A 14,275-nucleotide genomic window follows, 5' to 3' on the forward strand; every position below is an offset into this window, starting at 1 on the left:
AGTTACTTTCTGTACGGGGATTCTCGACCGTGTCGACATTGGTCCGCGCTACCACATGCCCGGCACAAGGCGATGTCGAACCTGTTGGGTGTAGCTCCGATACCCGGGGAGTTCCTCGACGAGAAGTTTCTCTTCATCTCGGATGCGAGAGATCAGCACGAGGATGCCGGGGACCAGGAAGATCAATCCCCAGTAGGAGCCGAGCGCCAACGGAAGGCCGGTGAGGATCAGGGTGTTCGCGGTGTACATGGGGTGGCGAACGTGGCCGTACAAGCCGGTGCTGATGACTTGCTGGTCGGCTTCGACCTGAATTGTGGTGGAGGCGTAGTTGTTCTGCTTGACGACCAGCACGGTCGTACCGAGTCCTGCGGCGACCAGGCCCACGCCCACCAGGCACACCGCGATCGGGGGACTTGACCAGTGGTAGCGGTGGTCGAGAGCGCTGACGATGCACGCCCCGGCCAAAGATAGGTAGAGGCCAACCATGACAATTTTTTGTGCGGTTCGGCCTTCGGCCGTCGGCCCGCTGCGCATTCGGCGTTCCATCGCTGCGGGGCTGGTGACTTGCAGATAGAGGCTGGGGACAAATGCGGTCACCACGAATACCACCACCACGAGCCAGGCTTGCCAGTAACTCAGCGTGCCGGCAGGGATGAAAAAGAGTGCCCCGATCACAAGGAGTTGGACGAGCCCGACGAATGCAACGTTAAGCAGCGCCTTCACTGGTTCTCCTTCGACTGCCGCGGGCTCAGGCAGATACTTCACTCGGAGCGATTCTCTCGCAGAGCAATTCGGCCAATCCGCGGACAGTGCCGACTGCGAGGTCGCCGACAGTCAGCCGGATGCCGGTCTCCGTTTCAATGCGGGTACGCAGTTCCATTGCGCCCAGTGAGTCGACGCCATACTCCGACAGCGGCCGGTCGGGGTCGACGGTGCGGCGCAAGACGAGGCTGACTTGATCGGATATCAGCCGGCGCAGCCGACTGGGCCACTCCTCACGGGGCAGTCCGTCGAGTTCGGTGCGCAATTTCGTCGTGCCCGTCGTGCTGGGTTCGGTCGTGCCGAATCTTTCAGCGAACGGGCTGCGTCGGGCGAACTCGATAACCCACTCGTTGCCGATGACAGGCGCATATGCGGCGTAGGTTCGGTTGTAGCGCAGCAGGCTGTCGAACGCATAGGCTCCCTCGTCGGGAGTGATTGCCTGGCCGGTGTTTTCGGCGAATGTGGTGGCGGCGCCGATGTCGGCCCAGGGGCCCCAGGCAATCGTGGTAGCGGGCCGGTTGTGTGCGCGGCGCCAGTCTCCGAAGGCGTCCAGCCAACTGTTGGCCGCAGCGTACGCGCACTGACCGGGGGAGCCGACCAGAGCCGCGGCCGACGAGAAGGAACAGAACCAGTCCAGCGATTGCGCGGAGTCCTCGACCGCCTGGTGCATGTTCCACGCGCCGCGAACCTTGGCGTTCCAGTCCCGGTCAATGAGATCGGCGGTGGTGTTGGCCACGGTGGCGTTGTCGATAACTGCTGCAGCGTGCAGGATTCCGCGCAACGGCAGCCCGGTCGCGGTAGCAGATGCAATCAGCTGAGCGGCCGTGGCGGGATCAGCAATGTCGGCACAGGCCACCACGACGTCGGTGCCGATGGAGCGGATCATCTCGATCGTTTCCAGCGTTTTGCGGCTGGGCTGAGAGCGTGACGACAACACGATGCGTCCTGCTCCGCCGTTTGCCATCTTTTCGGCCAGGAACAAGCCGAGGCCACCGAGTCCGCCGGTGACGATGTAGGCGCCGTCAGCGCGGAATGGAACGACGTTCTCGGCGGGCCGTTCCACCTTGACCTGCCCGCTTTGGGGGACCTCGAGAAGAACTGTTCCGGGCCGCCGGGTGGCGCTTTCCGCGTCGATGGCGGTAGCCGCCTCGGTCAGCGGGTAGGTGGTGTAATCAGCCGGCGGCATCGTCCCGTCGGCTACCAGAGCGAACACTGTGCTCAGTAATCGGCCGACTCGGTTGGGGTGGCTCGACGACATCATTGCCAGATCGAGGTAGTGGAAAGCGAGATTGCGGTGGAAAGGCAGCAATCCCAGGCGCGTGTTGCCGAATACGTCGCTCTTGCCGATCTCGACGAACCGCCCGCCGATAGCGAGAAGCTCCAAACCTGCACGTTGCGCCGGCCCGGTCAGTGAGTTGAGCACTACGTCCACGCCGTAACCATTGGTGTCGGCGCGGATTTGGTCGGCGAAACCAGTGCTTCGGGAATCGTAGATATGTTCAATTCCCATGTCGTGCAGTAATTGTTGGCACTCGTCGTTTCCGGCGGTTGCGAAGATCTGCGCTCCGGCCGCGCGAGCGATCGCAATGGCGGCCTGACCCACTCCACTGGTTGCCGAATGAATGAGCACCCGGTCCTCGGCAGAGATTCTGGCCTGCTCGTGCAATCCGTACCATGCTGTGGCCGTGGTGGATATCGCCGCGACGGCCTGCTGGTCGCTCAGCTCGGCAGGCAGGCGGATCGCGAGACGGGCGTCGCAGGTGACGAAGGTTCCCCAGCAGCCGTTCGCCGACAACCCGCCGACCCGATCTCCGACTCTGTGCTCTGTCACATCGGGTCCGACCGCGGTGACCACGCCGGCGAAATCCGATCCGAGCAGCGGCAGCGGCAAGTCGTCGGCACGCGGGAACTGGCCCTTCGCGACAAGCTCGTCGGTGACGTTGAGGCTGGAAGCGTGGACGGCGACTTCGATCTGGCCTGCGCCCGGCGCAACGCGCTCGTAGCCGACGGATTCAAGGGTAGTCAGGTCGCCGGGGGTGCGAATCTGTAGACGCATTCCGTCACGTCCGTATTCGGCGAGGGCAGTGTGCCGGTTCTCGGGACCGAGCGGCGCGGCGATCATCCGGGCAGCCAACCAAGTGTTGTCACGCCAGGCGGTCTCGTCTTCGGGCGATGCGCACAACAATTGAGCTGCCACATGCTCGAGATCCGTCGTGTCATCGATGTCGATCAGAGTCGGTTGCGCCTGGGGGTATTCCGAGCCCACGACTCGCAGCATTCCGCGCACCCCGGCCTGCTCCAAGTTCGGTACGTCGGTGTCAAGGACGCTACGGGCATTGCGGGTCACGACATAGAGCCGCGGCACCTGCGTGCCCTCGGACAGCACCGCCTGGACGATGCTCACCAGATGGTGCACACAGGCAGCGCCGCGTGCGACTGGGTCTGCTTCAGCTCTGCCGCTCACGGCGGGCGCAGTGAGGATGACAACTCCGGCGACGTCCCCAGTTTGAAGATGTTCGGTGATCCGGTCCGGGCCAGCTATGTTGTCGCTCTGCGGACAGTGGACTGTGACCGGCGGCGCACCATTGGTTTTCAGCGCGTTGACGAGCGGGCTGACCGCTGAATCGTCGTCGCCAGTGCTGACGAGGAGCCAGGTGCCAGTCTGACTATGATCTGCTTCCGGGAGTTCTCGCCGATGCCAGTCGATGCTGAGCAGCCGCTCGCGTAGCAATCGCTGGTTGCCGGTGTCACCCGAGTCAGCCGTGCCGTAGTGCAGGCCGTCCACACGCAGCAGAACTGTTCCGTCGCCGTCGAGGACGTCGATGTCTGCGTCGAATCCCGTGTCGTCGACGTTGGTAAGGCGCGTGTAACAGAATTGAGCGTTACGCAGGCCCCCATAGCTTCGCAAGCTGCGCATTCCCGAAGGCAGTACCGGAGCGTTGACGTCGAACGCGCTCGTCTGGGGGATGGCCTCCACCGATTGGAAGCAGGCATCCAAAAGGGCTGGATGCACGTCGTAAACATTTCGCTGAGAACGTATTTGGGTGGGTAGGGCGATCGCAGCGAGAACGCTGCCAGCCGCACCGTCGACATGCACGGCCGCCAAACCACTAAATGCCGGACCGTACTGCGCACCGCGTCGAGCCAGTCTTGCCCGAACTTCTTCACCGTCCGTCGGGCGCGGGTGCGCGGCTGTCAGGGCGGCCAGGTCATAGCCGGCCAGCGGGGCCTCGTCGTCGACGCTACGTAAAGTGGCCTCGGCAAGGTGCAGGAATTCCTGGCCGGAGTCGGACGACACAGTGAGCTCCGCGACCCCGGGGGCCGACAGCAAGACCGACGTGCTGACGGTTGTGTGCTCCTCGACCGGCAGTGCCTGGCTGAGACGAAGATCGCTGACCTCGACGGCCTTCGAACCCTCGCCGAGCACCAATTGAGCGGCAGCCAGAGCCATCTCGCAGTAGGCCGCCCCGGGCAGCACAGGCACTCCGCCGATCCCATGATCAACCAGCCACGGATGGACGGCGGAGCCGACATCGGCCTGCCAGACATGGCGCTCGGGCTGTTCTGGTAGACGCACATGGGAACCAAGCAGCGGATGCACAGAGACGGTATGCGCACGCCCGGTGCGCCGTTGATCATCCATTTCCAGCCAGAGCCGCTGATGTGTCCATGTGGGCAGGGGCGCGTCCACCAGCTGTCCGTGCGGGTAGCGCACCGCGAAATCGATCGCGGCGCCGGCACTGTGCAGGTCGGCGGTGAAGTTGGCCAGCCCATTTGGTGCATCTTGGTTGCGGCGCATTGCGGCCAGTGTCACGAGCGGTACGTCCAAGCTGGCCGCAGTCTGCTCCACTGCGTGGGTGAGCAGCGGGTGCGGCGCCAATTCGGCGAAGACCCGGTAACCGTCCTCCATTGCCGCACGCACCGCTGCGGAAAACCGCACGGTGCTGCGGAGATTCTTCACCCAATACTTGCTGTTGCAAACCGGTTCTTCCCGCGGATCGAACCCGGTCGCCGAGTAGTAGGGGACGCGGGGTGTCAACGGCGTGATGTCACCCAGCACCTCGGAGAGTTCGTCGAGGATCGGATCGACCTGCGGGGTATGCGAGGCCACATCAACCGCGACGCGGCGAGCCATCACATCCCGGCTCTCCCACATGCTCATCAACTCGGCCACGGTCTCCGTTGCCCCACCGATCACGGTGGACTGGGGCGACGCCACCACTGCCACCACCACGTCTTTGATTCCGCGCATCGTCAGCTCGGAGAGCACCTGCTTGGCCGGCAGCTCCACCGACGCCATCGCACCCGACCCGGAGATGCCGGCCATCAATCGTGATCGTCGGCAGATGACGCGCACGCCATCCTGTAGCGACAGTGCGCCCGACACCACCGCAGCGGCCGTCTCCCCCATGGAATGGCCGATGACCGCACCCGGACGTACCCCACGCGCGGCCAATGCCGTAGCCATCGCGACCTGCATTGTGAACAGTGTCGGCTGCACTCGGTCGATTCCGACAACGACGTCAGGCGCGGTCATCGCCTCCGTCACGGAGAAGCCGGACTCGGCGATTATCAGCGGGTCGATCTGGGCGACGACTGCGGCGAAATCCGGTTCGCTGCGCAGCAGCTCCGCACCCATCTGCGCCCACTGAGAACCCTGCCCGGAGAAGACCCAGACCGGGCCTCGGTCGTCCTGGCCGACCGCTGCCTCGAACGGGCTGTCTCCGTCGGCCACGCCGCGCAATGCCACCGTCAGCTCTGGTCGGTTCTTGGCGACCACCGCGGTGCGCACCGGACGATGTGCCCGCCGGCGTGCCAGCGTGTAGGCCAGGTCCGGCAGCGCTACATCGTCTTTCGTTTGCACCCAGTCGGCCAATCGTCCTGCGCTGCGGCGCAATTCGTTGGCGGATGTGGATGAGAGCGCAAACAGCAGCGGTTTTTTCTCAACCGCGGTGTCGCCGCCGGGTGCGTTCTTGGCCCCAGATCCTCCGGAGGCCGTGTTGACCGGCGCCTGTTCCAAGATGGCGTGCACATTGGTGCCCGATACCCCGTAGGAGGACACGGCCGCCCGTCGCGGCAGTAGGTGGTCGGTTGGCCACGGCGTGGTCTCCTGCGGCACAAACAGATTGGTCTCGATGCGAGCCAGTTCGTCGGGCAGCGCGGTGAAATGCAGATTCTTTGGGACCAGACCATGGTGCAGAGCAAGAACCGCCTTGATCAGACCCACAACGCCAGAGGCCGACTGGGTGTGCCCGAGGTTCGTTTTCACCGACGCCAACGCGCAGGGTCGGTCGATCCCGTAAACGGCGCTGAGACTGGTGAATTCGATGGGATCGCCTACTGGGGTCCCGGGGCCGTGCGCCTCCACCATCCCGACGCTGCCGGCGTCGACGCCCGCCGCCCGCAGGGCGGCCCGGTACACCGCGGTCTGTGCACTCACCGACGGGGTCGAGATGTTGACTGTGTGGCCGTCCTGGTTGGCCGCCGTACCCCGTACCACGGCCAACACCCGATCCCCGTCGCGCTCGGCATCGGCTAGTCGCTTGAGCAACACCACCGCACTTGCTTCACCACCGACGTATCCGTCAGCGGCTACATCGAAGGCACTGCAACGACCGGTCGGCGACAAATGCCCCGCCGCCGTACCAGCGACAAACTTTCGGGGATCCAACATCACGTACGCCCCGCCCGCGAACGCCAGATCAGATTCCCCGTCGATCAAGCTGCGGCACGCCGCATGCACCGCAAACAAGCCCGAGGAACATGCTGTGTCAACCGCTACGGCGGGGCCCCGCAAACCCAACGTGTATGCGATGCGGCCAGCGGCCAAGGCGAACGTGTTCCCCGGCACGCCGTACGGCCCTTCCATCGCCTCAGTAGCGTTCGACACCATCTCGTAGTCGTAATGCGTCAATCCGACGAACACGCCTGTCAGTGACTCTCGGACGGCGTCCGGATTCAGGCCGGCGTGCTCCATCGCTTCCCATGCTGTCTCCAACAGCAAGCGGTGTTGAGGATCCATCGCGCTCGCCTCGCGGTCGCTGACGCCGAAGAACTGGGCATCGAATCCGGCGACGTCACGAAGGAATGCGCCCCACTTCGAAGTAGTCCGGCCCGGCGTCCCCGGCTGCGGGTCGTAAAACTCGTCGTTGTCCCAGCGCTCGGGCGGGACCTCGGTCACCAGATCGTCGCCGCGCAGCAGTGCGTCCCAAAGTTGCTCGGGCGAATCGATGTCCCCAGGGAGCCGACAACCGATGCCAATCACCGCGATCGGAGTTTCGGCCCGGTCAGGCATAGACCTAGACACGATCACCGCGTCTAGACGGTCAGCCTCGGTGTTGGCACTGCCGATGGAACCCATCCAGAACAACTCCTAATGGCAAACAGCAGATGCTACGAAGGACATTCACCATCCCAGCCCCAAGCGACGGAGGTTAACGCCTGCGCAAATTTAGCAGTCCTTGCAGGGGCATCGGACACACTTTTGAAATTGACCGGTGCATTGCAACTCGCTCAGCTCGCCGGAGCTAGTCAACATGGTTTGCCGTCATCCGGTTTTCGCGCGACTAGCAATGCTGACGGGCGCGTCACTGAACTTCTCCGTTCGAAGGCGTTGCGGGGACAGCTACTGATAGCTTGCTTCGCGTGACACAGGCGATCGAGGCATCGATACCGGCTCTGCTGCGCGAACGTGCCAGCCTGCAGCCCGACGACATGGCATACACCTTCATCGATTATGAGCAGGACTGGGCCGGCGTTCCGACCAGTTTGACCTGGCCGCAGTTGTATCGACGGGTCGCCAATGTCGCTCGTGAGCTCAGCCTGTGTGCCTCGCCCGGCGATCGCGCGATGATCATCGCGCCGCAGAGCCTGGAGTACATCATCGGGTTCCTGGGCGCGCTCCACGCCGGGGTGATCCCGGTACCGCTTTCGGTTCCCATGGGCGGCGTCACCGACGAGCGGGTCGATTCGGTGATGCGCGATGCGGCGCCAGCTGCCGTCCTCACCACCTCATCGGTCGCTGCCGAGGTGCGCCGGTCTACCGTTGCACAGCCAGGACAGAGGCCCCCAGCGATCATCGAGGTCGATTTGCTGGATTTGGATGCGCCGCCTCGCCCCGGGTCGCCGGCGATGTACGAGAACGACAATCCCCACGCCACTGCCTACCTGCAATACACCTCGGGCTCGACCCGGTCACCGGCTGGCGTCATGATCTCGTACACGAATCTTTTCACAAATTTGCAGCAGATAACCACGGACTATTCGAGGCACGCCGGCGTCACCCCGCCGGACTTGACTTTTGTGTCTTGGCTGCCGTTCTTCCATGACCTGGGACTGATCCTGGGGGTTTGCTCGCCGATCGTGTTGGGCACCAGCGCCGTGTTGACCAGCCCGGCATCGTTCTTGGTCCGGCCGGCGCGTTGGATGCAGTTGTTGGCGACCAACCCCTGCGCGTTCACCGCTGCGCCGAACTTCGCTTTCGATCTCGCGACGCGGAAGACCGCCGACGAAGATATGGCGGGTCTCGATCTCGGCGGAGTGCACACCATCCAAAGCGGGGCCGAACGAGTTCAGCCGGTGACTATCAAGCGGTTCACCGACAGGTTCGCCCGATTCAATCTGAATAAGACGGTGATTCAGCCGTCCTACGGCATGGCTGAGGCCACCCTGTACATGGCGACTCCGAAGCCGGAGGATCCGATCAAAGTTGTCTACTTCGATACCGACGCCCTTGCCGACGGCAGGGCCGAGCGGTGCGACAGCATGGACGGCACGCCCCTGGTCAGCTACGACGGCCCCATCAGTTCGCGCTCGCCGGTACTGCGGATCGTTGACCCGGACACCTGTGTCGAGGTGCCAGAGGGCAGGACAGGGGAGATCTGGTGCCACGGCGACAACGTCAGCGCTGGGTATTGGGAAAAGCCCGAGGAGACCGCCCGCACGTTTGGCGCCACGATTGTCGGGCCCTCGGCGGGTACACCCGAAGGACCATGGCTTCGGACCGGAGACATCGGATTTATGTGCGACGGCGAATTGTTCGTTGTGGGCCGCATCAAGGATCTTCTGATCATCTACGGCCGCAACCACGCCCCGGAAGATATCGAGGCGACGGTTTCGGAGATAACCAAGGGCCGCTGTGTCGCGGTCGCCGTCCCCGACGATGCCATCGAGAAGCTGGTGGTCGTGATGGAAGTCCGGTCGAGAGGCGAAACCGAGGAAGAAGTGAGGCAGAATCTCGAAGGCATCAAGCGGGATGTCGTCTCGGCGATCTCGAGTGCGCACGGCATTGCTGCCAGCGACGTCGTTCCGGTTGCGCCGGGATCGATCCCCGTCACCACGAGTGGCAAGCTCCGGCGACAGAGCTCGATTGATCTCTACCTGCGCAAGCAGTTTGCCCGCCTGGACGGTTGAGCTACGGGTTTCCATTCCCGCCGTCGGTGCCGACGCTGGCTAGGCCGCTTGCTGCCCAGGCGACGCCACCCGCACCCCCTGTACCGCCTGCCGTAGTTCCGTTGCCGCCGACGCCGCCTCTGCCACCCGCCGCATTGCCAAGGCTGTAGTTATAGGCAAGACCACCGGGTCCGCCAGCCCCTCCACTGGTCGTGCCGTCACCGCCGGCCCCGCCTTTTCCTCCATGGGCGCTGCCGGCGGCTGAGGTTCCCGTCACCTGTTCAACCGCTGACAACAGCTTGTCCCACACAGGGTCGCTCGCAAGAACGGCGGCGCCGCCCATTCCCCCGGTGCCGCCGGCGCCGTTCTTACCGTCGCCGCCGTCGCCGCCGTCGCCGCCCGCAACGCTTCCTGGGTGGTAGGCGCCGGTGAAGTATCCGAAGCCGAAGCTGATGACGGAGCCACCCGCACCGCCATTACCACCTGTATCGCCATCCCCGCCGGGCTCCGCCACCGCCTCCGCTCCCGCCTATGAGGCCGCCATTTCCGCCCACACCGCCTTGGCCGCCGACGCCCGCGCTATTGGCGCCGCCGGACCCGCCTCGGCCACCGACGCCCAACAGCACCGCGGATCCGCCGTTTCCGCCGGCACCGCCGTTGAAGCCATCGCCACCGTTGCCGCCGTCGCCGATCAGCCCTCCCGCACCGCCATTTCCGCCAACGCATCCAGAGCTGTCGGCGCAGTTAACTGTTGTCCACGAGTAGCCTTTGCCGCCTTGGCCCAGCAGCCAGCCTCCGGCCTGCCCGTTCGGGCTCGCCGCTGTCCCGTCGGCGCCGTTGCCGATGATCGGACGCCCTTGCCACTGGTTAGTGGCGAGGGCGGTGATGATGTCTTGGAAGCTGACGGATACATTCGCGCCATTGCCGCCGTTTTGGGCGAACGCAACAATCGCCTGGATCACGTTGTTGAGCGAAAGATTCGGCGGCGCGACGGGAGCATCCGCCGCGGGTTGGGTAGCAGCCGCGGCGGATCTGGGCGACCGCGCAACGCCCGGTTGGCTTACCGTCGCAGCGCCGGTGTTGCGCGGACTTTCGCCCGCGGTCACGGTGGGCAGTGAGGTCGACGTGGTCTCACTAGCTCTTGTGCTGGGACGGCGAGCACCAACGCTCCCGCCGGCGCTCAACTCGGGTTGGGTCGTCGAACCTGGTTTGTTGGTGGGACCGGTGCGCGCCTTACCGGTGCCCGGGCGTTTCGGCGGCGTGGAGCGACCTGCCTTACCCAGGGTCGGTTTCGTAGTGCCCGGGGTCGATGTTGTCGATTGGCCCGCACTGGAGTCGGCGTGGGCGACTCCAGTCGCCACGCTCAGCGATGCGCAGACACCGACAGCGAGAGCGCTTGCGCCAAGCCAGGCCGATACTTTGCTGGGATGCTGCTGTGCGCGATGGCGGGCGATTATGCGCGGCGCATCGGGCTTGGCCCGCTTGTCAGCACGGTGCCGTGCTCGCATGGAGTCCCCGATGTTCGCTGATGTCTGAGTGTCATATGGTAGCAACGCAAAACTAGACGCTGTGGCAAACTCTCGAACGTCGGGGATGGACCTTGAGCGGGGCAACTCGCGTCGTGCGTGGAGCTTCTCCTACTACCTCTAGCCACGTGCTGACGGTCTCTTAGCGGTGCCGGTGCCCGCCTTCTTGCCGCCTGCGCTGGACGACGTGGCCTTCACTTGACCGCGAGGAGTGGCTGACGCTGCACGCGCCGTACCTTTTCCTTTTGCCGCCGTCGCCGTGCTGGTTATAGAGGTCGGTTTACCGGAGGATTTCTTGCTTGCGGCGACCGCTGCCGCACCGCTGGTGGTTCCGTTGATGTTGATGCCGGGCAGGGACCGGAGGATGGTCTGGAGGTTCTGGCCGATCGCGCCGGCGATTGCAATCGGACCCACGCCTGCGGCCACGGTGTTGTTATCGCCGAAGAAGTTGAACGCCAGGCTCAAAGTGGTGTTCGGGAAGACGCTGCCTCGAGTCGACACGGTATTGCCGTTGCCCAGGACGTTCCCGGCGGCTGACAAGATACCCTGTGCCACAACGTAACTGGCGCCGAGAATGTTTGTCGTCGAGCTCAAGAAGCCTTGCGTCAGCGCGGTGCCGGCGTCACCTATGTTGAGTGCCAAATTCCCGAAGCCGCCCGCGCCGGTGGTCTTTGTGCCGTCCCCGCCCACGGCCGTCGCAAGGGAAAGATTGAGACTGCCGATGTTGGTCATCTGGCCCGGTCCCAGTTGGAAGGCGAAATTCCCAACTCCGACGACGCCGATCGACTGTGGGCCGCTCGCACCGACCAAGATACCGATAGCGAAATTCAGGCCGCCCAACGCTGACGACGTGCCCCGACCCAGCTGCCAAGCCACGTTCAGGAATCCGGGCAGCACTGACGCGTTCGCCCCATCTCCGATCGCCGTCGCGAAGCTCAGCGCGCTGAGTGTTGTCGTGGAGACCGCATTGGTGCCAAATGAGAAGGCGCCGCTGAAAAAACCGTTCAATGCGTTGGCTGTAGCGCCGTTCCCGATTGCGATGGCGACACTGGTCAGATTGCTCGTGCATCCGCCTCCGTTGCCTAGTCCAAAAGCAGAGAAGCAAGTTGCATTAGCGGCCGGGGCCGCACTGACGGCTCCGGCCAAAAGCGCCCCCGAAACCACGGCGCCCAGAAGCTTCCCGCCTTTAGCGCAAACCGGATTCATCAACACGCCCTATTGGTAAAGACATCTTTGCTGGCATCGACTGTACTTGACGCGAGTGGAGCGTACAGCGTTTCTGTCGGATAATCACCCACTCATCTCGGTCGGTGGCTACGCCGCGTGTCCGATAGTGGGGTCACTAGGCGCGTCAGAACTGCGTCCGGGGATCCGTATCCTGCCTGAACTTCAACCATAATCGCAGGTGGAGCCCGTAGCGTCCGGCGATCGTGACACGAACGCGCGCCACCGCGACGGATGCATGCGAGCGTCCGGCGTCGCGGCTGACAACTGGTGGGAGAAGCGGCAAATTACTTGCGTCGATGCCGTCGCGGTATCACACGTCTACACACAACTATTTGCCACTCTTAACTATCTGAGAGAATCCGGATTCTTGCGCCAGCGGCTAACGCCGCCTGTGCTTCCCGCCGCCGCTTCCGTCGGTCCCGGTCTGCCGGGTACCGCTGTCGGCGGAGTCGCTCGCATCTGGTTTCCGGTGGCGTCCGGCTGCGGCGGTGGTCGTGTTTCCGCCTGCGGCAGTAGGTGTCATAAGCGCGCGAGTGTGGCCGGAGGCGGAGCTGATGGCCCGGCCGCGACCGCTGCCGGCGCCGGCAGTCGCGGTGCCAGGGGCAGTCGATCCCGCGGCGGGGGTCGTGCTGGAGTCATTCCCCCCGCCGGCAGCCGGGATCGGGGACTTCGTGGTGCTGGCCCCGCGTTCGCGGGCCGAAGCGGCGGTTGTCGTGCTGGCGGGTGGTGTCCAGGGGCCACCGATGCTGACGCCGGGGCCGTTTTGCTTGACCGTTCCACCCATCTGAAGAAGTGAGGCCACAATGGAAAGCGGACCGCCGATCGCTTTCAGCGTGCTGTCGAGCACGAAGGAGCCCAGCGCGAAACTGAACGGGCCGGGGAATTTGCCGGTCACCGACACCGTGTTGCGATAGCCGACAAGGTTCGCGGCGGCGCTCAAAATGCCTTGTACCAGGACCGCGTTTGCGTCCCCCAGGAAATTCACCGCAGAACCAAAGATGGACTGCGCTGCCACGCTGCCGGCATCTCCCAGAATGTTGAGAGCAAGGCTCCCGAAAATTCCGGCCGAGGTGGACTGTGTTCCGGTGCCATTGGGTGACCAGCTGAATGCGACGTTGAGTAAGCCGGCGGCTTTCACCAGGCCCGTTCCGATTTGTGCGGCAATGTTGCCCAAGCCCGCGACTGCAGTTGACTGGGTCCCGGTGCCGCCGCCCGGAAGACCGAGGGCAAGGTTGAAGCCGCCGAGTGTGTTGGCCGAGCCCGGCCCGATCTGGATTGTGATGTTGCCGAGGCCAATAGAGGCCGCCGTTGCGGCACCGCCGCCGGCGGACGCCATACCGAGTACGAAATCGAGGGCGCCGCTCAGTGTGGAGGCCGAGCCGGGCCCGAATTGTAGATTGAGCCCGAACAGCGATTGCAGCGTGACTGCCGACGCACCGTTACCGAACGCACCGGCGAAGGTGAAGGCGGCGATGTCGGTGATGGCACTGGCGGAGTTGCCTATCGCGATCGCGCCGCCGAACAGTGCGTTAGCCGCATTTGCTACTGCACCATCGCCAATCCCAATCGCAAGCGTGGTTAAGTTGCTCGTGCAACCGTTGCCATTGTTCAACCCGAAGGCTGAAAAGCAGTTCGCATGGGATAACGGCGCTTCGCTGATTGTTGCGGTGACCAGCGCGCCTGCGGCCAACGCGCCAAGCAACGCGTTTCGTCTATCTTGAACCCGACCCACCGAACTCTCCGTTGCTAGAGCATTTCTTTGCTGGTCTGGACCGTACCGGACAACGGCCGGCGACTGACGGGCTTCAATAGATATTTGCCAATGATTCCCCGTAGGACCTGCCGGGCCGAGTCTTGGCGGCCTGTTCATGCTGCTGGACGCCGGTCGCAGGCCGTACTTGCAGCTGTCCGCGCCTACCGTCGCGGGCCTTGGCTCCCCGTGCCAAGGTGCGCCGCGCGGGTAGGGCCGGCAGAACACGGCGAGCCCGGGGGTCCAGCGACCTGCTAAAGGGGTGGAGACGCGAGTCTCAGGTTTTATAGGAGTCCATCCGTACGGTTAATGGGTCGCCTCGACGGCGTGCTGCCAAAGATCTGCTGAAACATTCGCGAAGACTGGCCGAAGTCTTGACCTGGCGGTTGGGATGGGCACGCCGGTTCGGTAGCTCAGTTGCGGGTGGCTGTTGCTGCCGCAAATTGAGGGATGTCGCTTCGAACTGAGTGCCCCCGGCAGGATTCGAACCTGCGGCCTTCTGCTCCGGAGGCAGACGCTCTATCCCCTGAGCTACGGGGGCGCACGCACAGCTGCGCCAATGGGCTCCGACAGCCTAACTCATCTGGGTGACTGCTCCTGCCCGCCGGACTGATCCCCG

At 64.1% G+C, this 14,275-nt stretch carries 6 protein-coding genes and 1 tRNA gene; 1 reads left to right on the forward strand and 6 read right to left on the reverse strand.

The genetic code is table 11. The annotated features are described in order from the left end of the window. Positions 1 to 48 precede the first annotated feature (48 nt). Together D3H54_RS08330 and pks2 are read right to left on the reverse strand one after the other, a co-directional pair. Positions 49 to 723, reverse strand: coding sequence for a methyltransferase family protein (locus D3H54_RS08330; protein WP_149383418.1), 675 nt, complete (start codon positions 721 to 723; stop codon positions 49 to 51). A 25-nt stretch (positions 724 to 748) separates the two neighbouring features. Beyond that, positions 749 to 7,057, reverse strand: coding sequence for a sulfolipid-1 biosynthesis phthioceranic/hydroxyphthioceranic acid synthase (pks2, locus tag D3H54_RS08335; protein WP_149378645.1), 6,309 nt, complete (start codon positions 7,055 to 7,057; stop codon positions 749 to 751). Between the two features lie 350 nt (positions 7,058 to 7,407). Here pks2 and D3H54_RS08340 point away from each other — a divergent pair, with 350 nt between their 5' ends. After that, positions 7,408 to 9,174, forward strand: coding sequence for an AMP-binding protein (locus D3H54_RS08340; protein WP_149378646.1), 1,767 nt, complete (start codon positions 7,408 to 7,410; stop codon positions 9,172 to 9,174). Between the two features lie 455 nt (positions 9,175 to 9,629). On the opposite strand, the gene D3H54_RS08350 is transcribed toward D3H54_RS08340, so the two are convergent. From D3H54_RS08350 to D3H54_RS08365, 4 genes are all read right to left on the reverse strand, one after another. Next, the gene (locus D3H54_RS08350) at positions 9,630 to 10,115 is read right to left on the reverse strand and encodes a PGRS repeat-containing protein (protein WP_149378647.1); all 486 of its coding nucleotides are present in this window, start codon (positions 10,113 to 10,115) and stop codon (positions 9,630 to 9,632) included. Between the two features lie 684 nt (positions 10,116 to 10,799). Continuing rightward, complete coding sequence (locus D3H54_RS08355) at positions 10,800 to 11,891, reverse strand: hypothetical protein (protein WP_149378648.1); 1,092 nt, start codon at positions 11,889 to 11,891, stop codon at positions 10,800 to 10,802. Between the two features lie 394 nt (positions 11,892 to 12,285). Beyond that, positions 12,286 to 13,638, reverse strand: coding sequence for a hypothetical protein (locus D3H54_RS08360; RefSeq protein WP_168214814.1), 1,353 nt, complete (start codon positions 13,636 to 13,638; stop codon positions 12,286 to 12,288). Between the two features lie 486 nt (positions 13,639 to 14,124). Continuing rightward, positions 14,125 to 14,197: transfer RNA gene (locus D3H54_RS08365), tRNA-Arg, on the reverse strand. Between the last annotated feature and the right edge of the window lie 78 nt (positions 14,198 to 14,275).

The sequence above is a fragment of the Mycobacterium sp. ELW1 genome (assembly GCF_008329905.1).
Lineage (GTDB): Bacteria > Actinomycetota > Actinomycetes > Mycobacteriales > Mycobacteriaceae > Mycobacterium.

Bases quoted from the DNA above. Each gene is read 5' to 3' on its own strand.
- pks2 (WP_149378645.1), bottom strand. From the start codon at position 7,057: ATGCCTGACCGGGCCGAAACTCCGATCGCGGTGATTGGCATCGGTTGT.